This window comes from Amycolatopsis azurea DSM 43854 (genome assembly GCF_001995215.1).
GTDB lineage: Bacteria > Actinomycetota > Actinomycetes > Mycobacteriales > Pseudonocardiaceae > Amycolatopsis > Amycolatopsis azurea.
This window is the reverse complement of record NZ_MUXN01000029.1, coordinates 12,856-33,883: the sequence shown is the minus strand read 5'-3', so window position 1 is coordinate 33,883 and position 21,028 is coordinate 12,856. Positions and strand designations below refer to the sequence as shown.

Genomic DNA, 21,028 nt, shown 5'->3' with positions numbered 1-21,028 from the left:
GCGCATGTGGAAGTGACAGGACGAGTCGTCGTGCTGACCGGCGCGGCACACGGTATCGGCGCCGCCATGGCCCGGCGGTTCGCCGCCGAGGGCGCCGCCGGGGTGGTGGTCTCCGACCTCGACCTCGAGTCGGCGGAGAAGGTCGTCGCCGGGATCACGGCCTCGGGAGGTGCCGCGATCGCGCGCCACGCGGACGCGTCGTCCAAAGAGGACTTGAAGATGCTGGTCACCGAGGCCCGCGCGGAGTTCGGTCCGGTGGATCTGTTCTGTTCCAACGCCGGTGCCGCGTTCGGCACGGGCGTGCACGCCGCCGACGAGCAATGGGCGCGATCGTGGTCGATCAACGTCATGCAGCATGTGCACGCCGCTCAGGTCGCGCTTCCCGCGATGTTGAGCCGAGGGAACGGCTATCTGCTGATCACGGCGTCGGGGGCGGGTCTGCTGGGCACCCCCGGCGACGCGCCGTACTCGGTGACCAAGCACGCGGCCGTCGGACTCGCCGAATGGCTGGCCATCACCTACCGGCCGCGCGGGGTGCGGGTCAGCGCGCTGTGCCCGCTCGGCGTGCGGACCGCGTTGCTGGAGCCGGGGATCGCCGCCGGGCACCCCGCCGCGCTCGCGATCGCCGCCGCGGCGCCGTTGCTGGAACCGGAGGACGTCGCGGACTCCGTCGTGCACGGCCTGGCGTCGGAGGAGTTCCTGATCCTGCCGCACGAATCGGTGCGGGAGACCTACGCCCGCAAGGCGGCGGGCCTCGACGAGTGGATCGACCGCACCATCCTCGAAACCGGCGCGCGGAAGAGGTGACCATGGAGTACCGCAGGCTCGGCGCGAGCGGACTGTCCGTCAGCGAGATCTCGTACGGCAACTGGCTCACCCACCCCGACGGCGCGGAATGCGTCCAGGCCGCGCTCGACGCGGGCATCACGACGTTCCACACCGCCGCCGCCTGGGACGGCGGCGCGGCCGAGGAGAACCTCGCCGCGGCGCTGAGCCACGCGCGCCGCGACGACCTCGTCCTGTGCACCGGCGTCTTCTGGCCCGAAGGCCCGGGCGTCAACGACGCCGGCCTCAGCCGCAAGCACCTGACGACGTCGCTGCACGGATCGCTGCGGCGCCTGCGCACCGACCACGTCGACGTCTACCAGCTGCTGCGGTTCGACTACCGCACCCCGCTGGAGGAAACGTTCCTCGCGCTGTCGGATCTGGTGCGGCAAGGGAAGATCCTCTACGCGGGCACTGCGGAATGGACCGCGGAGCAACTGCTGGAGGCTCGGCCGCTGGCCGACCGCTACGGCGTCCCGCTGGTCGCGAACCAGCCGCATTACTCGATGCTCTGGCGGGTCGCCGAAGCTCAGGTGATGCCGGTGTGCGAACGCGCCGGGATCGGCCAGTTCGCCTCGGTCCCGCTCGCGCAGGGTGTGCTGACCGGCAAGTACCGGCCGGGTGAGATCCCGCCGGACTCGCGCGGCGCGAAGTCGGTCGAGGCGCGGCCGCTGCTCCTGCCGGACCTCCTCGAACGCGTCGGCATGCTGCGCGGCGTCGCCGACGAGGCCGGGCTGACCATGGCCCAGCTGGCGCTCGCGTGGACGTTGCAGCACAACACCGTCGCGTCCGCGGTCACCGGGGCGAGCAGCGCCGCCCAGGTGACCGAGAACGCGAAGGCGTCCGGCGTGGTGCTGGACCTCGACGCGCTGACGCGGATCGACCAGCTGCTGGGGAGTTTCGTGCAGACGGACCCTCGGCTGACCTGGTCGCCGCCCGCGACCGGCTGACGGGCCGCATCGGGTCTCGTGAGTGGTAAGTGTCGTTCTAACGCGACTTACCACTCACGACCCACTCGACCGACCACTCACTGCCACTGTCGCCGGCGAGGCGCGAAGTGTCGCTCAGAGTGAGGGGTGTGTGGAAGTAGGGACGTTCAGCGTCCCTACTTCCACACACCCCTTCGCGACGGGGCCGGTCACGAGGGACTGTGTGGATTTCTGGTCGTCCAACGCACCAAAATCCACACAGTCGACGCCGAAGAGCCTGGCGTCGCGCGGAGCCACTGACCCGGCGACCCTGTTGCGTGGGTCGTGAGTGGTAAGTGTCGTTCTAACGCGACTTAACACTCACGAGCCCAGCGCGGTCCGCAGGATGGCCTCGAACCGTTCCGCCGTCGGCGGTTCGTCACGCAGCAAACCCTGCAGCAGCAACCCGTCCACCAGCCCGACCAGCATCTCGACCCGGACCGGATCGTCGGTGTGCCCTCGCGCGAACTCCGCCAGGGCCGCCATCCAGCGATCGGTCGACTCGCGGAGCTTCGGCTCTCGCGCGGCGAGCAAGTACAGCTCGTACTCCGCCAGCAGATGCCCGGGTTCCGCGGCCACCCGGGCCAGCAGGGCGGCGAACTTCGGCAAGGCGTCCGCGCCGGTTTCCGCGGCGAGGACGCGCATCCGCTCGGCGTCTTCGTCCATGCACCGGGTGAGCGCGGCGGTCAGCAGGTCTTCGATCCCCCGGAAGTGGTACGCGGCCGCTGTCGCGGGCAGCCCCGCCTCGCGGGCGACCGTGCGGTGACTGACCCCCGACACGCCGTCCCTCGCGACGATGCGCAGGGTCGCCCCGATCAGTTCCCGTTTGCGTTGCTCACCTTTGGCGAGGCGGCCATCGGTACTCGGCTCGGTCACCGGGTCACCCCCTCGCGGATCGTGGTCTTCCTGCTCAGCAGAGGATACGAGAGCAGGGCGATCAGGATGATCAAGCCACCGGCGACGACCGCGACGGTGAACCCGCCGTCCGGCCCGAAGCGGTCGACGGCCTCTCCCGACACCGCGGCGCCGAGCGCGACCCCGATGCTGAGACCGGTGATCGCCCACGTCATCCCTTCGGTCAGCTTCTCCGCTGGGACGACCTGCTCGATCATCCCCATCACGACGATCATCGTGGGAGAGAAGAACAATCCGGCGACGAAGACCACCACGCACAGGCCGATGACGCCGTCCACGACCAGCAGCGGTACCGCGCTCGCGGCCGTGCCCGCGGTACCGATCAGCAGCGACCGCGGCGGCGCCATGGTCGGCTTGAGTGTCCCGAAAACCAGTCCCGAGATCGCCGAGCCCACCGCGTAGACCGAGACGACGACACCCGCCGCCGACGGCGCCCCGGCCCGCTCCGCGAACGCCACGCTGACGACATCGACCGTGCCGACGATGACACCGCCCGCCACCAGCGTCAGCACCAGCACCCGCACCGCGCCCAGCCGGATCGCCGAACTCCCGGCCGGCCCACTCGACGGCAGGACACGCGGTTCCGTGTCGCGTCGCGCGACGAACAACAGCACCCCGACGGAGAGGAGCACCAGCGCGACAAGCGGTCCCGCCTCGGGGAAAACGGTGGTGGACAACGCCACCGACAGCGCGGGCCCGATGACGAAGGTCAGTTCGTCGACCACCGATTCCAGCGCGAACGCCGTGTGCAGCCGCGGCGAGCCACGGTAGAGCTCCGACCACCGGGCCCGGACCATCGCCGCCATGCTGGGCATGAACCCGGCGAGGATCGCGCACACGAACAGCGTCCAGGCCGGCGCCCCGAACCGGGCACAGAGCAGGAGCGCGCCGAGCGCCAGCACACTGACCCCCGTCACCGGCAGCAGGATCCTGCCCTGCCCCCGGCGGTCCACCAGCCGCGAGACCTGCGGTCCGAGCAACGCCATGGACAACGTGAACGCCGCCGAGACCAGTCCGGCGAGCGCGTAGTCGCCGCGCGTCCGCGCCAGCATGGCGATGATCCCGATCCCCACCATGGGGACCGGGATCCTGGCGACCAGCCCGGCTGCGGAGAAGGCGAGCGCGCCCTTCGCGGAGAACAGCTCTCGATACCGACCCGCCACGACACACTCCACAACTTGAACGATCGTTACATATTGAACACTCGTTTCACTTTATACCCGCACCCCGTCCGAACCCGCAACGAACTGGAGCGCTTCGGCCAGTCCGGCCGGATCGCCGTCCGGCGCGGCCCACGCCACGTACCCGTCCGGCCGCGCCAGGAAGCCGGTCCCGGAATCCGCCTCGACGATCCGGACCCGGCCGTTCACCGCGTCTCGGATCTCCTCGGAACCGGTCACCAGCACCGGGCGCCCGTCTTCCGAGACCAACGGCACCGGAGCGAACCTGCCGACCAGCGGCTGGGCGGAGCCCGGCGCGTAATCGATCTCGGTGCCGTTGCCCATCGCGATGAAGTGGCGCATCGCCTCCGGGATCGCCAGCGTCTCCTCCAGCACCTGCCGAAGCGCGGCCACCTGCGGGCCGGGACGCATCAGCGCGACCTGGGCGCGGGTGTTGCGCAGGACCCGCGCCCCCACCGGATGCCGTTCCGCGGTGTAAGTGTCCAATAAGGACTCCGATGCCCGGCCGCCCGCCACCAGGCCCAGTTTCCAGCCGAGGTTCATCGCGTCCTGGAGGCCGAGGTTCAGTCCCTGGCCGCCGATCGGCGAATGCACGTGGGCGGCGTCGCCCGCCAGGAACACCCGCCCCTGCCGATAGGTGTCCGCCTGACGCGTGTTGTCGCTGAAGCGGATCCCGCCGTCCAGCCGGGTGACCGTCACGTCGACGCCGCTGACCCGCCGGATGCTCGCCTGCATCTCCTCGGCCGTCATCGGCGCGTCGCGGTCCTCCGGCCCGCCGTCGAACTCCATGGTGGCGATCTCGCCCGGCACCATCGACACGTGCACCATGCCGCGGCGGCCGTACAGGGACGACTCAACCGCGCCAGGGTCGGCGATATCGGCCGAGGCCACCCGTCCGGTCATCGTCGCGTCCGTGCCCGGGAACGCGAACCCGGTCCGTTTCCGCACGACGCTGCGGCCGCCGTCGCAGCCCACCAGATACGCGGCCCGCTCGGATCGACCGTCGGCGAGCACGGCGCGGACCTCCGAATCGTCCTGGACGACGTCGACGACTTCGCAGCCCGTCCGGATCCGGACACCGAGCCCGGTCGCCCAATCGGCGAGAATCCCTTCCAGCACATGCTGTCTGAGGACGAAGCCATGGGCGGCACCCGGCTGGACCTCGTCCTCGACGAGCGGCAGGCCGCCGAAATGCCCCCGCGCCCGATCCCCCTTGATCAGCCGCGGGAGACGTCGGGCGACGGCGAACAGCTCACTCTGCGCCGCCGAGAACGCCTCGGTCAGGCCGCGCATCCGCAACGACTGCGAGGTGCGGCCGTTGATCCCGCGCAACCCGTAACTCCGGTTCCGGCGCAGAGCCCCGTCGGCCGCCTCCAGGACGAGCGGATCCGCGCCGGCCAGCCGCAGCTCACCGGCCAGCAGCAGGCCGACCGGTCCCCCGCCCACGATGATCACGTCGTTCATGACACCCCTATTTACAGCGTATATTTACACCGTAAATATGATAGATACACCGTAAACCTGTCAAGTGAAGGACGTGAGATGACGCGGAGGGAACCGCTCAACCGGGAGAAGGTCCTGGACGCCGCACTCGCCTTGGCCGCCGAAGAAGGCCTCAAAGGGCTGTCGATGCGCAAGCTCGCCAAGACGCTCGGCGTGGAAGCGATGGCGCTGTACAACCACGTCCAGAACAAGACCGACATCCTCGACGGCATCGCGGAACGCGTCTACCGCGGGATCGACCGGGCCGATCCCGGCTCACCGTGGCCGGAACGGGTGCGGGTCACCGTGCTCAACACCTATCGCGCGCTCGCCGCGCATCCGGTCGTGCCGATGGCGCTGGCCACCGACGAGGCCAATCCGAACTCACTGCAAGCCCTGCTGCCGCTCGACGATCTCATCGGCGCGCTCTACGACGCCGGTTTCGACGACGACGGGATCCGCCCGGCACTGGGCGCACTGAACAGCCTCGTCTTCGGCTCCCTGCTGCTGACGACCGCCGGCTTCACCAAGGCTCGCAAGGGCGAGGCCGAGCTGGAGCAGGAGGAGCAGTTCCTGCGGCGGATCGACCCGGCGGTCCTGCCGAACTTCAGCCGCGCGATCCCCGCGTTGAAGGCGCACGATCCCGAGCCGGACTTCATCGGGGCACTGGATCTGCTGATCAACGGCCTGGTCGCGGCCGCAGCATCGGGACCAGGAACCGCCTAGCCACCTCCCGTACCTGCTCGTCGTCGTCGAGGTCGACGACCTGGCTGGGGGTGACCAGGAACGACGCGGAGACCCGGGTCATCAGCTCGGCGACGAGTTCGACGTCGACGTCCTCCGAGACGTTGCCCGCCTGCTGCTCACGGCGGAGCTGACCCGCGACGAACCGCTGGACCGTCGCCAGGGTGTTGCCGCCGTCGCTGACCATCGACGGGACGAGCACGTCGGGCTCGACGGCCATCAGCCCGCCGATCAGCGGGTTGCGGCGGATCGCGCCCAGCGCGCTGGCGAAGCCGAGCACGACCCGGTCCGCGGCGGTCTCCGCTTGCTGGATGTCGTGCAGGAACTGGTCGAAGTAGCGGCGGAACTCGCGGCGCACGACCTGTTCGACCAGGGCGTCCTTGGTGGCGAACCGACGGTACGCGGTGATCCGCGAGACGCCCGCGCGGCGCGCGACATCCTCCATGGTGGAGCGCCGGATCCCCATCCGGCAGAACTGTTCGTAGGCGGCGTCGAGCAGCCGGAGCGCGATCTCGTCGCTCTCCTCGGCGCGTTCGAGCGCGTCGGCGAGGGCGCGCTCCAGCAAAGAATCCGGGTCTGGCGTCTTCGCGATGATTGTGCTCTCCTTGAGATACGCGGTTGCACTACTTGTATCACAGTATCAATCCGCAGGTCCGGGACTCAAGGAGGAGTACTGGCGCATGACCGAACTCAATCGACGCAAGATGCTGATCGTCAGTGGCGGAGCGACCGTCCTGGGGGCCATGGGGATGGCCCGGCCCGCCTGGGCGTGGAGTCCGAGCGGTTCGGTGGCCGGGGCGGGGGCGGGCACCGATCCGAAATGGGTGTGGGACGCCGAAGCCGATCCGGTGGTCGCCGCGATGCTCGACCGGGGACAGGTCGCGGCGGTCAACCAGGCGTTGCGGACCTGGACCAGGAACGACCAGCCGACGCCGTCCGGGCTCCCGCCGGACCTGCGGGAGTTCGTCGAACACGCGCGACAGCTGCCTTCTTGGGCCAATCAGTCCACATTGGACAAGGCGGCGGATTTCATGAAGGTCAGCGGCCGGTTCGTCAACCTGCTCAACGGGCTCGGCGGCGGGATGCTGAGCACCGCCATCCCCAACGAGGCGAGGGCGGTCTACTACTCCAAGGGCGGCGCGGACATGAAGGACCGCGTCGCGAAGACGGCCAAACTCGGCTACGACGTCGGTTCGCTCAACGCCTACCGGCCCGACGGCCAGATGATCGTCTCGGCGGTGAAGACCCGCCTGGTGCACGCCGCCGTCCGGCATCTGCTGCCGCAATCACCGCACTGGCAACAGGGAATCCCGATCAGCCAGAACGACATGCTGGTCACGTGGCACACCCTGCCGACGTACACGATGCGCAAGCTGACCGACTGGCGTGTCCGGGTCTCCTCCGCGCATTCCGCCGCGTACCTGCACAGCTGGCAGGTGACCGGGCACATGCTCGGGATCCGCGACGAGTACCTGCCGTCCACTTGGGACGCGGCCTACGCGCAGTCCAAGCAGGTGCTGGACCCGGCGATGGGCCCGACCCGCGAGGGTGTCGAGCTCACCGACATCCTCCTCGACATGCTCGCCGAGCAGACCAGCCCCGGCCGCGCCGACCGGCCGATGGTCAACGCGCTGGCCCGCCACATCATCGGCGACCGGTTCTCCGAGTGGAACGGGATCCCGCGCGAACCGATCTGGGATCCGTTGATCGGCACCGCTTTCCCGGCGCTGGTGGCGTTCCACGAAAAGCTCATCCCGCTGCCGCTGGTGCCGCAGGCCGCCTGGGTGCTGGACGAGGCGATCCGGCGGTACATCCGGCTCTGGCTTTCGGAGGGCAGGCCGGTGAACATCGAGATCCCGGACATGAACCGGCCTTCCTGACCTCGTAGGCGGTTATTGAGGTGTCGTGTCGGGTGGCAAGTCCGTGAAGGCCGCCTTGAGGGACTCTGGGTCCCTCAAGGCGGCCTTCACGGACCGGTGTTCGGTGGTGATCCGCGGTCAGTTCAAACTGGAGCAAGGCCTCGCATCAGGATCCTGCGCCCCCTTGGGCACCCACCGCACGTTCGCGAACGAAGCGGAGAACTTGCCGTCGGTGTACACCAGGAACGGCGTGTTGACGTTCTCCAGATCCAGCCCGGTGGCGAAGCACGACACCGGGATCTTCACCGTCGACTTCGGCGCGCCCGCCAGGTCGGTGAACAGCTTGGTCGCGTTCACCTCCGAGAAGCACGGGTAGACGCAGTGCATGCTGATCACCGTCCGGTTGGCGGGCGCCTCGTGCACGACCGTGTCGAACTCCAGCGCCGCGTCGGCGTTCAGGTACCCGCGCAGATCGTTGGTACCGGCCGGGTTCTGGAAGTAGAGCTGCGCCGGCCCGGTGCCGGTCCAGGTCGACTTCAGCCCGTCCTGCTGCACGTTGACGTCGGACTGCACGACGGCGATCTCAGCGTGCGAGGCGGCGCCGTCGGGGCCGATCTCGGTGCCGCCCCAGTTCTCCGCGGAACCGATGAAACCCTTGTACGGCGCGATATCGGTGCGGTTGAACACCTCGAGGTCCTCGGTCGCGGTGCCGCCGCCACCGGTCGAACCACAGGCCACCGGACCGGCGGTCTCGTCCAGCTGCCCGATCGTGACGCGCTGACCGGTCTTGAGGCCGTAGCCGAGTTTGAACAGCGGGTCGTAGTCCGCCGAGCCCGGGTTCAACGGTGTCTGGCACGCGCTCTTCGGCCACGAGTACGACAGGGTTCCCTTGAAGCCGCCCTTGACGAGGACGTCCGCGACACCGCCGCCTTCGGTACCGGGCAGCCACGCCGCCACGAACGCGTCGGAACGGTTGATCTCCTTGTTCATGTACAGCGGGCGGCCGCCGACGTAGACGGTGACGACGGGAGCACCCTTGCCGCGGACCTTGTCCAGCACGGCGAGGTCCTCGGGGTAGAGCTTCGAAGCTTCCAGGGTCTTGCGGGTCAGGTCGCCGACGCCTTCCGCGTACGGGGTCTCACCGATGACGGCGATGACCGCGTCGTAGCCCTTCGGGTCGGTGTCGCCCTTCTCGTCGAAGGTGACGTTGACGTCGCCGAGCTGCTGCTTGAGTCCGGTGAGGATCGACGTGGCGTTGGGGAAGTCGGCATTGGTGTTGCCGGTCCCCTGCCAGCTCAGCGTCCAGCCACCGGTCTGGTTCTGGATGCTGTCGGCGCTCTTGCCGACCACCAGGACCTTCGACTTCGGCTTCAGCGGCAGCACGTTGCCGTTGTTCTTCAGCAGCGTCTGCGACGAGCGGACCGCGTCGCGCGCCAGCCAGGTCTCCTTCAGCGCTTCATCGGAGTTGGCGTAGGAACGGTCCGACGGCTTCTGCGACTCGTACAGCCCAGAGCGCAGCTTGACGCGCAGGATTCGGGTCACCGCGTCGTCGATCCGCGAGACCGGGATCTGGCCGGCGTTGACCTGGGCGACGGTGCTGGTGATGAACGCCTTCCAGTCGTTCGGCACCATCACGATGTCGATCCCGGCGTTGATCGCCTGTGGGCACGAGGAGTTCGTGCAGCCCGGGACCTGGCCGATGCCGTTCCAGTCGGACACGACGAGGCCGTCGAAGCCCATCTTGCCCTTGAGGATCTGGTTCAACGCCTTGTCGCTGCCGTGCAGCTTGCCCTCGTTGATGCCGAGTTCGGCGTTGGTCCAGCTGTTGAAGGACACCATCACGGTCTGGGAGCCGGCCGCGAGCGCGCCGTAGTAACCCTGGCCGTGGACGTTGATCATTTCGGCCTCGGAGGAGGGGTTGACGCCCTGGTCCTGCCCCTTGAGCGTGCCGCCGTCACCGATGAAGTGCTTGGCGGTGCCGATCACGCCGTTGTAGCCGATGCGTTTGGTCGAGCCGTCCTGGAGGCCGTTGATCGCCTCGTAGCCGTAGGCCCGGGTGATCCGCGGGTCCTCGGAGAACCCTTCGTAGGTGCGGCCCCAGCGGTCGTCCCGCACGACGGCCAGCGTCGGCGCGAACGCCCAGTCCTGGCCGGTGGCGCGGATCTGCCGGGCCGTCGCCGCGGAGACGTCGCGCACCAGGCACGGGTCGTGCGCCGCGCCGAGACCGATGTTGTGCGGGAAGACGGTGGCCCCGTACACGTTGTTGTTGCCGTGCACGGCGTCGATGCCCCAGATCACCGGGATCTTCGTCCGGCTTGTCTTCGCGGCGTCCCAGTAGGAGTCGGCGAGCTTCAGCCAGTCCTGCTGGGACGCGTGCTTGTCCTTGTTCGGCCACGAACCGCCGCCGTTGAGGACCGAGCCGATGGAGTACTGGCGGACCTCATCGGGGGTGATGGCGGCGATCTCGGGCTGCGTCATCTGCCCGACCTTCTCCTCCAGGGTCATCCCCTTGAGGATCTCGGCGATCCGCTGCTCGTCACCGGCCTTCCCCTTGAACCGGCTCTCGACCTTCGGCCAGTCGGCGAGCGTCGGCAGGCTCTTCTCGATCCGGGCGCAACCGTCCCGGTCGAGCGCGGGCTTCCCGATCACGGGCTGCTCGGCGGCGACGGCGTTGGGCGTGGCCGCCAGTGTCCCGCCGAGCAGGGTGAGCCCCAGCAAGGCGATGAGCGGACTTCGGCGCGTACGAGGACGTCTTGCCATGGTCTGGTCCATTCTGCGGGAGGCGGGGACCGGCCGATCTTCACCGGACCGGGCGGCGGCGTCAAGAGTTTCGGACAGGTACGGGGACCGTTAATTTTTGTCATAAACTAAGACGCGTCCGTCACCGCGCGCCGCCCACGCCGCTTGGCGGTGTACGGCAGCGCGAACAGGTAGAGCCCGCTGAACATCAGCAGGAAGAGCGGCGGCAGTGGCGTGTAGAGCACCCATTGGGCCGAACTGCCCAGCGCGATGACGACGAAGCAGACGATGACGGTGGCGACGAAGACGAGCGACGTCCACCGGTGGAACGTCCGGATCCGCTTGCTCACGAGAACCTCCTGGAGTCGTTTTGCGTGTGGCGACGACGCTAGGGATTCCGTGCGCTCCGACGCTTCTCGATTCCTGACCGGCTCACTTGACCTCCACATTGCTTGAGCTTTTACCTTCGCGGAGAACGAAGGGAATCACCTATGACCGTCTTGGTAACCGGGGCCACCGGGAACACCGGCCGCCACGTGGTGGCCGAACTCGTCCGCCGCGGGGAACGCGTCCGGGCACTCAGCAGGAACCCCGCCGAAGCCCGGCTTCCGGCGGGCGTCGAACTGGCGCGGGGCACGCACACCGCACCCGAAACGCTGACCGAAGCACTGGACGGCGTCACCCGGCTGCACATCACCGCGACGGCCGGCCTCGCCGATGTCGGCGCCGACCTGGTCAAACGCGCCGTGGACGCGGGCGTGCGGCGGATGACGATCGTGTGGGGCGGCTACGTCGGGCCGACGGAACAGGCCATGACCGAGTCGGGCGTGGAATGGACGCGGCTGGAGCCCCAGGAGTTCATGTCCAACGCCCTCACCTGGACCGATTCGATCCGCGCCGAGGGCTTGGTCCGCGAGCCCTTCGACCTGCCCAGCGCGGTGGTGCACGAGGCCGACATCGGCGCCGTCGCCGCCACCGCGCTCGTCGAGGACGGGCACTCGGGCAAGGTCTACAACCTCACCGGACCGGAATCCCTGACCACGCGTGAGCGGATCGCGATCCTGGGCACCGCACTGGGCCGCGACATCGGCCTGGAACAGATCACGCGGCAGCAGGCGATCGACCGGCTACTGGCCGACGGCGTCTCGGCGGCGGACGCCGAATACGTGATCGGCTGGCACAGCGATCCGCCCGTGGAGGCGCGGACCGTGGACCACACGGTCGAGCGGGTGCTCGGCCGTCCGGCCCGGACGTTCGCGCAGTGGGTCGGCGAGCACGTGGACCGGTTCCGGGGCTGAAGGGGACTTTCCCCTCATCTCACGCGGTGAAGGGCGCTTTCCTCGCATGACATGCGGGGAAAGTCCCCTTCAGCTACCCCTCGGCCTTGAACCAGGCGCCGATCCCCGCCAGGGCGCCCGGGCCGTAGTCACCCCTGACGTCGTCGGCCAGATCCGCGATCGATACCGCGCGCAACGCCGCCCGCCACTGGGCTTCGGCGTTCGCCATCGCGCGGCTGATCGCACACGGCGCGGTGCACGCTTCGGGCGGCGTCGCCATCGGGCCACGCTGACGGATCTCGGTGCAGCTGAAGGCCGGACCAGGCCCGTCGATGGCCTCGACGACGTCGAGCACCGTGATCTCCGAGGGCGGCCGGGTGAGGACGTAGCCGCCGGCCTTCCCCTGCACCGACCGGATGAGGTCGGCCCGCGAAAGGGCCTGAAGCTGCTTCGCGAGGTAGCTGGGCGAGACGTCGTGCAGTTGCGCCAGGCGCGCGGCGGGCGCGGGTTCGTCGACCGAGGTCAGCACGACACAGCAGTGCAGAGCCCATTCGACTCCGCCGGACATCTTCACCCGGATCACTCTAACTCGCCTCTTGACTCGGACATAATGTATCCGAGTATTATTCCGGACATGAGGTGTCCGAGTTAGCGGACGCCCATCGAGGAAGGGCGCTGCGTCATGAAATTCGCGATCATCGGCGGGACCGGGCTGATCGGTTCGCAGGTCGTGCGGAACCTGAACGAGGCCGGGCACGAGGCCGTGCCGCATTCGCCGTCCACCGGGGTCGACCTGCTCACCGGCCAGGGGCTGGACGCCGCGCTCGACGGCGCCGACGTGGTCGTCAACCTCACGAACTCGCCGACCTTCGACGACGCCTCCCCCACGTTCTTCCGGACGTCGATGGACAACCTCGTGGCCGCGGCGAAGAAGGCGAGCACCGGGCACTTCGTGATCCTGTCGATCGTCGGCGTCGACCAGGTCCCCCAGCTCGATTACTACCGCGCGAAGACGCTGCAGGAGGACATCCTCAAGGAAAGCGGCCTCCCCTACTCGATCGTCCGCGCCACGCAGTTCATGGAGTTCGTCGACGCGGTCCTGTCCTGGACCGCCGACGAGACCACGGTCCGCCTGCCCAGCACGCCGATCCAGCCGATCGCGGCGGCCGACGTCGCCGCCGCGGTGTCCGAGGTCTCGGCGGGGAAGCCGCTGAACGGCACGCTCGACGTCGGCGGCCCGGACGTCTACCCGCTCGACGAACTGGGCCGGATCACCTTGTCCGTCAAGGGAGACACGCGTTCGGTGACCACCGACGAGACCGCGGGCATGTTCTCCGCCGTCTCCGGTGACGTGCTCACCACCAGGGAGGGCGCCCGCATCGCCGCGACCCGCTACCTCGACTGGCTGAAGTAGCCGTGGGCTGAAGGGAACCATGCCCGCATGTGACGCGACGAAAGGGCCCTTCGCCGCGTCACATGCGGTGAAGGGCCCCTTCAGCCCACGTCAGCTGGGCAGCAGAGCGGGGGCGGCGAGACGGCTGGCGTTCGCCGCCTCGTCGTCCGGCTGGGCCTGGGCGGAACGCTCCGCCTCGACCCGCGCGAGGTAGTTGGCGACCTCGCGCTCCTGCCGGTGCGAGTCCCAGCCCAGCAGCGGCGCCATCAGCTCGGCCACCACCGGCGCGGCCGTCACGCCACGGTCCCGCTCCTCGATGGAGATCCGGGTGCGGCGCGTCAGGACGTCCTCCAGGTGCAGCGCGCCCTCGTGCGAGACGGCGTAGACGGCCTCCGCCTTGAGGTACTCCGCCGTCCCCGGGATCGGCTCGCCCAGTTCGGGACGGTCCGAGATCGACTCCAGGATGTCCTCGATCGCGGTGCCGTAGCGCTGGAGCAGGTGCTCGATCCGGCGGATCGGCAGGCCCGTGCGCTGGACCAGCGCGTGCCGCGCGCCCCACAGTTCGTGGTAGCCCGTCGCCCCGACGATCGGCAGCCGCTCGGTCCACGACGACGGCGCCGGACGGCCGAGGTCCTCGACCGCGACGTCGACCGCGTCGGCGGCCATCACCCGGTACGTCGTGTACTTGCCGCCGGCCACGATCACCAGCCCCGGCACCGGATGCGCCACGGCGTGCTCCCGCGACAGCTTCGTCGTCGACGTCGCCTTCGCGGCCAGCAGCGGCCGAAGCCCGGCGTACACGCCTTCGATGTCGTCGGCGGTGATCGGCGTGCGCAGGACCGCGTTGAGGTGATCGAGCACGTAGTCGACGTCCGCCTGGCTGGCCGCCGGGTGCTCGCGGTCGAGGTCCCATTCGGTGTCGGTGGTGCCGACGATCCAGTGCCGTCCCCACGGGATGACGAACAGCACGCTCTTCTCGGTGCGCAGGATCAGCCCGGTGTCCAGGTCGATCTTCTCGCGCGGCACCACCAGGTGGATGCCCTTGGACGCGCGCACGGTGAACGGCGCGGGGATGCCCGCCGCCTCGGCCATGTCGTCGCTCCACACGCCAGTGGCCGCGACGACCGTCTTCGCCCGGACCTCGATCTCCGCGCCGCTCTCGCGGTCGACGACCTTGGCGCCGACGACGCGTTCGCCGTCACGGATCAACGACGTCACGCGCGCCCGGGTGAGGACGGAAGCACCTTGCTCGGCCGCGGTCCGCGCGATCGTCATCGTGTGGCGGGCGTCGTCGACCTGGGCGTCGTAGTACTGGATGGCGCCGATCAGGGCGTCGTCGGCGAGACCGGGAGCGACCTTGCCCGCGCCGCGCTTGGACAGATGCCGGTGCCTCGGCAGCGCGCGAGCCCCGCCGAGGGTGTCGTAAAGCGTGACACCCGCGCCGATGTACCCGCGCTCCCAGACCCGGTGCTTGAGCGGCACCAGGAACTTCACCGGGCGCACCAGATGCGGCGCGAGGGTCTGCAGCAGCAGGCTGCGTTCCTTCAGCGCCTCGCGCACCAGCTTGAAGTCCAGGTTCTCCAGGTAGCGCAACCCACCATGGATCAGCTTCGACGACCGGCTGGACGTCCCGGCGGCGAAGTCACGGGCCTCGACGAGCGCGACGGAGAGCCCGCGCGACGCCGCGTCGAGCGCGACGCCGGCACCGGTCACTCCCCCGCCGACGACCAGCACGTCGATCTCTTCGCGAGCGAGTTTGCGCAGCGTCTCGGCCCGGTAGACCGGGGAAAGCGGTACGGGTGTCACTGTGTTCCTCCTCTTCATCGGGCTCACTCGACCTCGACCCAGTCGAGCGTGCGGCCGACGGCCTTCTGCCAGCCCGCGTAGCCCACGGCGCGCTGTTCGTCCGTCCAGGACGGCTCCCAGCGCTTGTCCTCGTTCCAGTTCTGTTCCAGCTCGTCGGTGGACTTCCAGAACCCGACGGCCAGCCCCGCCGCGTAGGCGGCTCCGAGCGCGGTGGTCTCGGCGACGACCGGCTTCGACACCGGCACGCCGAGGATGTCGGCCTGCAGCTGCATGCACAGTTCGTTCGCGGTCACGCCACCGTCCACCCGCAACACGTCGAGCGTGACGCCGGAGTCGTTCTGCATGGCCTCGACGACGTCGCGGGTCTGGTAGCAGATCGCTTCGAGCGTCGCCCGCGCCAGATGCGCGTTGGTGGTGGCGCGGGTGAGGCCGACGATCGCGCCGCGCGCGTCCGAACGCCAGTACGGCGCGAAAAGGCCGGAGAACGCGGGGACGAAGTAGACGCCGCCGTTGTCCTCGACCTGCCGAGCGAGGCTTTCACTCTGCGACGCGCCGCTGATGATGCCCAGCTGATCGCGCAGCCACTGCACGGCGGAACCGGTGACGGCGATGGACCCTTCCAGCGCGTAGACCGGCTTGTCGTCGCCGAACTGGTAGGCCAGCGTCGTGAGCAGGCCGTGCTTCGAGCGGACGACCTCGTGCCCGGTGTTGAGCAGCAGGAAGTTGCCGGTGCCGTAAGTGTTCTTGGCCTCGCCGGGGCGGAAGCACACCTGGCCGACGGTCGCTGCCTGCTGGTCGCCGAGCACGCCTGTGATGGCGACCTCGCCACCGAGCGGGCCGTCCGCGCGGGTGACGCCGAAGTGGCCGTTGTTCGACGACGGCCGGATCGACGGCAGCATCTGCTTGGGGACGCCGAAGAACGACAGCAGTTCGTCGTCCCACTCCAGCGTTTCGAGGTCCATGAGCATGGTGCGCGACGCGTTGGTCGGGTCCGTCACGTGCACGCCGCCGTCGGGGCCGCCGGTGAGGTTCCAGATCAGCCACGAGTCGGTGGTGCCGAAAAGCGCGTCGCCCTTCTCGGCGTCTTCGCGGACGCCGTCGACGTTCTCCAGGATCCACTGCAACTTGCCGCCGGAGAAGTAGGTGGCGGGCGGCAGGCCCGCCTTGCGCCGGATGACGTCGCCCTTGCCCTCGCGCTCCAGCGCCGAGGCGATCCGGTCGGTGCGGGTGTCCTGCCACACGATCGCGTTGCAGTACGGGCGCCCGGTCCGGCGGTTCCAGACGACGGTGGTCTCACGCTGGTTGGTGATACCGAGCGAGGCGAGGTCGGCGGCGGTCAGCTTCGCCTTGTTGAGCGCGGTGGCGATGACCGAGCGGGTCCGCTCCCAGATCTCGGTCGCGTCGTGCTCGACCCAGCCCGGCTTCGGCAGGATCTGCTCGTGCTCCAGCTGGTGGCGGGCGATCTCGTTGCCGCCGTGGTCGAAGATCATGAACCGCGTGCTGGTGGTGCCCTGGTCGACGGCGCCGATGTAGTCAGGCATGTTCTCTCCTTTGAGGACGGCTCAGGCGGCGGTTTCGAGATCCTTGGCGGGCAAGGCTTCCGGCGCGGGATCGCTGGGGAGGTAACGCTCGATGAAGAACTTGTAGATCGCGCCGCCGATGACCGCGCCGACGATCGGGGCCACGATCGGGATCCACCAGTACGGATAGCCGTACTGGTCGGTGAACGCGGTGTCGTAGCCGGTGAGCCAGGACATCAGCCGCGGGCCGAAGTCGCGGGCGGGGTTGATCGCGTAGCCGGCGTTGGTGCCCCAGGCCATGCCGATCGCGACCACGAGGAAGCCGACGACGACCGGGGCGAGGTTCGCGGCGGGCGCGGTGTTGCGGAGGTCGGTGATGGCGAAGATCACCAAGGCGAGGATGGCGGTGCCGATGATCTGGTCGCGGAACGCGCCCCAGTCACCCACCGGAAGGGTTCCGTTACCCGGAAGGGTGGAAAAGACGCCCTGGGTCTTGATCGTCAGTCCGGGGTCGGCCGCGTTGAGCACCTCGGTGTAGTTCCAGCGCACCAGCAGGGCGCCGAGGAACGCGCCGGCGGTCTGCGCCAAGGCGTACGGGGCGACCTTGCGCCACGAGAAGCCCTTGAACACCGCGAGTGCCACGGTGATGGCGGGGTTCAGATGCGCGCCGCTGATCCGTGAAGCCACATAGATCCCCAGCGTGACGCCGATGCCCCACGCCCACGCGATGCTGTCGTGGTCGCCGATGCCGCCCGCGACGACTTGAGCCACCACCCCGCAGCCGAACAGGATGAGGATCATCGTCCCGACGAACTCCGCCGCCAGTTCGCCCGCGAGTCCGCGAGTCTTGAGGTTTCGCACCATTGCTTCCTCCACAAAGGACACCGTTGCCCTGTTGAGGCCGAAGTTAAGTTCGCGGAAACCCGGGGTCAACGGACGGCGGTCGGCATTGTCGAACGTCCGAAGACGATGTTCGACATTGTCGAATCAGGGCCGGTCGGGCTACGGTTGGGCCGTGCCCGGTCCGATCCAGTCCATCGAGCGCGCCGCCGCGATCCTGCGGTTGCTGGCGCGCGGTTCCGGCCGTCTCGGGGTCGGCGAGATCGCCGATTCCCTCGAACTGGCCAAGGGAACGGCGCACGGGATCCTCCGCACCCTGCAAGGGGTCGGTTTTGTCGAACAGGACCGCGATACCGGGAAATACCAACTGGGCGCGGCACTTCTGCACCTCGGCACGAGCTATCTCGACGTCAACGAACTCCGGTCACGCGCGATCAACTGGGCCGACGCGCTGGCCGCGCGCAGCGGCGAGGCAGTCCGGATCGGCGCCCCACTGGAGGGCCGGGTCCTGGTGGTGCACCACGTGTTCCGGCCCGACGACAGCTTGCAGACACTCGACGTCGGCACGCTTCTGCCGCTGCACGCGACGGCGCTCGGAAAAGTACTTCTGGCCTACGACACCGGTCTCGTGGCATCGTTGCGCTCCGGCGTACCGGAGGCCTACACCCGCCGGACCCTGGTCACCCAGACCGCGATCAAACGCGCCTGTGGCAAGGTGCGCGAGGCCGGCTGGGCGAGTGAGAACGGCGAGATGATCACCGGCGAGGCCGGGATAGCGGCGCCGATCCGCGGGCACGGCGGCATCGTGGTCGGCGCGATCGGGGTGTCCGGCGCGACGGAACGGATCTGTGAACCCGACGGCAGCCCGCTCCCCCGGCTGCTCGGTCATGTGCGCGACGCGGCACGGGCGGTCTCCCGCGATCTCGGCGCGTCCCGATGGTGATGGAGGTGCTCGCGTGGTCCAGCGCTATGTGATGTCGATCGACCAGGGCACCACCTCGACCCGATGCATCCTGTTCGACGCACGCGGCAGGCTGGTGTCGGTCGCGCAACGCGAACATCAGCAGCACTTCCCCCGGCCGGGCTGGGTCGAACACGACGCGACGGAGATCTGGCGCAACGTCGGCCGGATCGTGCCGCAGGCCCTGGCCGACGCGGGCGCCGAACCGGGGCAGGTGGTCGGTCTCGGCATCGCGAACCAGCGCGAGACGACGGTGCTGTGGGACCGGCACACCGGGAACCCGATCGGACGCGCGATCGTCTGGCAGGATACCCGCACCGACGCGATGCTCGAACACCTCGCCCGCGAACCGGGCGCCGACCGGGTCCGTCGGCTGTGCGGGTTGCCGTTGGCGACCTACTTCTCCGCACCCCGCATCCGCTGGCTGCTGGAAAGAACTCCTGGCCTGCGGGAACGCGCCGAACGCGGCGACGTCCTGTTCGGGACGGTCGAGAGCTGGCTGATCTGGAACCTGACCGGCGGCCAGGAGGGCGGCGTCCACGTCACCGACGTCACCAACGCCTCGCGCACCATGCTGATGAACCTGCGGACGCTGTCGTGGGACGACGAACTGCTGGAGTTCTTCGACGTCCCGCGCGCGATGCTGCCGGAGATCCGGCCCTCGACCGAGGTGTACGGGACGACGTCGCGGGTGGTACCGGGGATCCGGATCGCGGCGGCGCTCGGCGATCAGCAAGCGGCGTTGTTCGGCCAGACCTGCTTCGCGCCCGGTGAGGCGAAGTGCACCTACGGGACGGGCAGTTTCCTGCTGCTCAACACCGGTCCGACGCCGGTGCACTCCACGCACGGCATGCTGACCACCGTCGGGTTCAAGATCGGCGACGAGCCCGCCGTGTACGCCCTCGAAGGGTCGATCGCGGTCACCGGGTCGCTCGTGCAGTGGTTTCGGGACGGCCTGGAGCTGATCGGCAGCGCTCCTGAGATCGAGACGCTGGCGCGGACGGTCGAGGACAACGGCGGCTGCTACATCGTGCCCGCCTTTTCGGGCCTGTTCGCGCCGCACTGGCACAGCGAGGCCCGCGGCGTGATCGCCGGGCTGACGTCGTACATCACCAAGGGGCACCTGGCCAGGGCCGTGCTGGAGGCGACGGGCTGGCAGACCCGAGAGGTCGTCGACGCGATGAACGCCGATTCGGGCCTGGCGCTGTCGACGCTCAAAGTGGACGGCGGGATGACCGCGGACAATCTGCTGATGCAGTTCGTCGCCGACGTCCTCGACGTGCCAGTGGTCCGCCCGATGGTCGCCGAGACCGTGTCGCTGGGCGCGGCGTACGCGGCCGGGCTGTCGGTCGGGTACTGGCCGGATCTGGAGGGCCTGCGCCGGAACTGGCATCGCGCCGGGCAGTGGCTGCCGACCATGGACCCCGCCCGCCGCGACAGCGAGTACGCGCACTGGCGGCAGGCCGTGGAACTGACGTTCGGCTGGATGCGTCCCGGGCCGACGGCCGCTCCCCCGGGCTCCGACCTGGTCGAGGTCGTCCTGGCCGATCACCGCCGGATCGAGCAGCTCTTCCGGGACCTCCGCAACGACGAGGCCGATCGTCCGGCGCTCATCGCGGAGCTGTCCGCGTCGCTGGTCGCGCATGCCACCGCGACGGAACGGATCGTCCGTCCCGATGCGACGGAGAGCGGGCTCGCTTCCGAGTTGCTCGCGGTGCTGGAATCGGACGACTTCGAAAAAGCGTTGGCAGCTCTGGAGAACTCGGTCGACGCCCATATCCGTTCCGAGGAACGCGGGCTGCTGAACGAACTCCGGCGCACACTGTCCACTTCGGACCGCACCGGCCTCGGCCGGGCTTTCGTCGCGGAACGGCAGCGACAGCTGGACCTCGACTGTGGATCCATCGCGCACGTCCGCGAGCAAGGGCCGCGGCTGCGGCTTTCGTGACATTCCGGCAGGGCGTGCTAGCCTGTCGCCGTGCGCCGCTTTACCCGACTCGTAGTCAAGCGCGCCGGCTGAACCAGGTCGCCGGCGCGCATTCCGGCGACCCCTCGACACGGGGCATCTCCCGGGACCTGGCCCTCCATGGCCTGTTCGTTCCCTCGCCTTCGGAGACCACGATGTCGCTCACCACTTTCCAGGTTCCCGCCCCTCGCTCGTCCATGCTGATCCGCCGCCGGATCGCCACCTACTTCATCGGCGGCGTCGACCGGATCCCCGGCCTGGTCGACGCGCTCGGCTGTCTGGTCCACGACCTGTCGCTCGACGTGCGCGACGGGGTCCGCGAAAGCACCATGACCTGCGCCGTCCTGATCGCCGAGGACGAGATCGAGCCGTTGCTGGACCGGCTGCGCACCCTGGACGCGGTCGTCTCCTCCGAGCTGCTCTGATCGCGTGCTTGGACGCGACACACCGAGTTCCGCGTCCAAGCACGCGAGTCACGCCCGGTTGCACGGTTCCATGCAGCCCGCAGCAGCCTCTTGACTTAGTTAGGAAGCCTTCTTAACTTCGATTTCA

At 69.0% G+C, this 21,028-nt stretch carries 19 protein-coding genes; 9 read left to right on the top strand and 10 right to left on the bottom strand.

Going from position 1 to position 21,028, the window contains the following annotated elements; all coding sequences use genetic code 11:
- Positions 1 to 6 precede the first annotated feature (6 nt).
- Together B0293_RS38880 and B0293_RS38875 are read left to right on the top strand one after the other, a co-directional pair.
- The gene (locus B0293_RS38880; protein WP_005167252.1) at positions 7 to 807 is read left to right on the top strand and encodes an SDR family oxidoreductase; all 801 of its coding nucleotides are present in this window, start codon (positions 7 to 9) and stop codon (positions 805 to 807) included.
- A gap of 2 nt (positions 808 to 809) precedes the next feature.
- Positions 810 to 1,775: an aldo/keto reductase gene (locus tag B0293_RS38875; protein WP_039919787.1), complete on the top strand. Its 966-nt coding sequence runs from the start codon at positions 810 to 812 to the stop codon at positions 1,773 to 1,775.
- Positions 1,776 to 2,114: 339 nt separating this feature from the next.
- Here B0293_RS38875 and B0293_RS38870 read toward each other — a convergent pair whose 3' ends face one another.
- From B0293_RS38870 to B0293_RS38860, 3 genes are read right to left on the bottom strand one after another with little or no spacing between them, the layout of a single operon-like run.
- Positions 2,115 to 2,669 (bottom strand): TetR/AcrR family transcriptional regulator, encoded by a 555-nt coding sequence (locus B0293_RS38870; RefSeq protein ID WP_005167254.1) that lies wholly within the window; start codon positions 2,667 to 2,669, stop codon positions 2,115 to 2,117.
- Positions 2,666 to 3,871 carry an MFS transporter gene (locus tag B0293_RS38865; protein ID WP_039919788.1) on the bottom strand — a complete coding sequence of 402 codons (1,206 nt, stop codon included), beginning with the start codon at positions 3,869 to 3,871 and terminating at the stop codon, positions 2,666 to 2,668. The genes B0293_RS38870 and B0293_RS38865 overlap by 4 nt, the downstream gene beginning before the upstream one ends.
- A 51-nt stretch (positions 3,872 to 3,922) precedes the next feature.
- Positions 3,923 to 5,353: an FAD-dependent monooxygenase gene (locus B0293_RS38860; RefSeq protein ID WP_005167256.1), complete on the bottom strand. Its 1,431-nt coding sequence runs from the start codon at positions 5,351 to 5,353 to the stop codon at positions 3,923 to 3,925.
- A gap of 78 nt (positions 5,354 to 5,431) precedes the next feature.
- Between B0293_RS38860 and B0293_RS38855 the strand changes: the two genes are divergently transcribed.
- On the top strand, positions 5,432 to 6,097 hold the full coding sequence (locus tag B0293_RS38855) for a TetR family transcriptional regulator (RefSeq protein WP_005167257.1): 666 nt from the start codon (positions 5,432 to 5,434) through the stop codon (positions 6,095 to 6,097).
- On the opposite strand, the gene B0293_RS38850 is transcribed toward B0293_RS38855, so the two are convergent.
- Positions 6,051 to 6,680 (bottom strand): TetR/AcrR family transcriptional regulator, encoded by a 630-nt coding sequence (locus B0293_RS38850; protein ID WP_005167259.1) that lies wholly within the window; start codon positions 6,678 to 6,680, stop codon positions 6,051 to 6,053. The two genes, B0293_RS38855 and B0293_RS38850, sit on opposite strands and share 47 nt — an antisense overlap.
- A 115-nt stretch (positions 6,681 to 6,795) precedes the next feature.
- Between B0293_RS38850 and B0293_RS38845 the strand changes: the two genes are divergently transcribed.
- Positions 6,796 to 7,995, top strand: a complete 1,200-nt coding sequence (locus B0293_RS38845; RefSeq protein ID WP_005167261.1) for an oxygenase MpaB family protein — start codon at positions 6,796 to 6,798, stop codon at positions 7,993 to 7,995.
- Between the two features lie 117 nt (positions 7,996 to 8,112).
- Here B0293_RS38845 and B0293_RS38840 read toward each other — a convergent pair whose 3' ends face one another.
- Together B0293_RS38840 and B0293_RS38835 are read right to left on the bottom strand one after the other, a co-directional pair.
- Positions 8,113 to 10,689 (bottom strand): glycoside hydrolase family 3 protein, encoded by a 2,577-nt coding sequence (locus tag B0293_RS38840; protein ID WP_039919801.1) that lies wholly within the window; start codon positions 10,687 to 10,689, stop codon positions 8,113 to 8,115.
- Positions 10,690 to 10,841: 152 nt separating this feature from the next.
- On the bottom strand, positions 10,842 to 11,063 hold the full coding sequence (locus tag B0293_RS38835; protein WP_005167264.1) for a hypothetical protein: 222 nt from the start codon (positions 11,061 to 11,063) through the stop codon (positions 10,842 to 10,844).
- 141 nt (positions 11,064 to 11,204) lie between these two features.
- Here B0293_RS38835 and B0293_RS38830 point away from each other — a divergent pair, with 141 nt between their 5' ends.
- Positions 11,205 to 12,011, top strand: coding sequence for an NmrA family NAD(P)-binding protein (locus tag B0293_RS38830; protein ID WP_005167266.1), 807 nt, complete (start codon positions 11,205 to 11,207; stop codon positions 12,009 to 12,011).
- A gap of 73 nt (positions 12,012 to 12,084) precedes the next feature.
- Here B0293_RS38830 and B0293_RS38825 read toward each other — a convergent pair whose 3' ends face one another.
- A complete protein-coding gene (locus B0293_RS38825) occupies positions 12,085 to 12,558 on the bottom strand; it encodes an RrF2 family transcriptional regulator (protein ID WP_039919802.1) in 474 nt (157 codons plus the stop codon).
- Between the two features lie 114 nt (positions 12,559 to 12,672).
- Here B0293_RS38825 and B0293_RS38820 point away from each other — a divergent pair, with 114 nt between their 5' ends.
- On the top strand, positions 12,673 to 13,404 hold the full coding sequence (locus B0293_RS38820) for an SDR family oxidoreductase (protein ID WP_005167269.1): 732 nt from the start codon (positions 12,673 to 12,675) through the stop codon (positions 13,402 to 13,404).
- 90 nt (positions 13,405 to 13,494) lie between these two features.
- Here the strand turns inward: B0293_RS38820 and glpD are convergent, their stop codons facing one another.
- From glpD to B0293_RS38805, 3 genes are read right to left on the bottom strand one after another with little or no spacing between them, the layout of a single operon-like run.
- A complete protein-coding gene (gene glpD / locus B0293_RS38815) occupies positions 13,495 to 15,207 on the bottom strand; it encodes a glycerol-3-phosphate dehydrogenase (RefSeq protein ID WP_039919790.1) in 1,713 nt (570 codons plus the stop codon).
- 5 nt (positions 15,208 to 15,212) lie between these two features.
- Complete coding sequence (gene glpK, locus B0293_RS38810; protein WP_005167273.1) at positions 15,213 to 16,730, bottom strand: glycerol kinase GlpK; 1,518 nt, start codon at positions 16,728 to 16,730, stop codon at positions 15,213 to 15,215.
- Between the two features lie 21 nt (positions 16,731 to 16,751).
- The gene (locus B0293_RS38805; protein ID WP_039919791.1) at positions 16,752 to 17,573 is read right to left on the bottom strand and encodes an MIP/aquaporin family protein; all 822 of its coding nucleotides are present in this window, start codon (positions 17,571 to 17,573) and stop codon (positions 16,752 to 16,754) included.
- A gap of 151 nt (positions 17,574 to 17,724) precedes the next feature.
- On the opposite strand from B0293_RS38805, the gene B0293_RS38800 reads away from it, so the two are divergent.
- From B0293_RS38800 to B0293_RS38790, 3 genes are all read left to right on the top strand, one after another.
- Positions 17,725 to 18,492, top strand: a complete 768-nt coding sequence (locus B0293_RS38800; protein WP_005167278.1) for an IclR family transcriptional regulator — start codon at positions 17,725 to 17,727, stop codon at positions 18,490 to 18,492.
- 13 nt (positions 18,493 to 18,505) lie between these two features.
- Positions 18,506 to 20,458 (top strand): glycerol kinase GlpK, encoded by a 1,953-nt coding sequence (gene glpK, locus B0293_RS38795; protein ID WP_005167280.1) that lies wholly within the window; start codon positions 18,506 to 18,508, stop codon positions 20,456 to 20,458.
- Between the two features lie 173 nt (positions 20,459 to 20,631).
- Positions 20,632 to 20,901, top strand: coding sequence for a hypothetical protein (locus tag B0293_RS38790; RefSeq protein ID WP_005167282.1), 270 nt, complete (start codon positions 20,632 to 20,634; stop codon positions 20,899 to 20,901).
- Positions 20,902 to 21,028 lie beyond the last annotated feature (127 nt).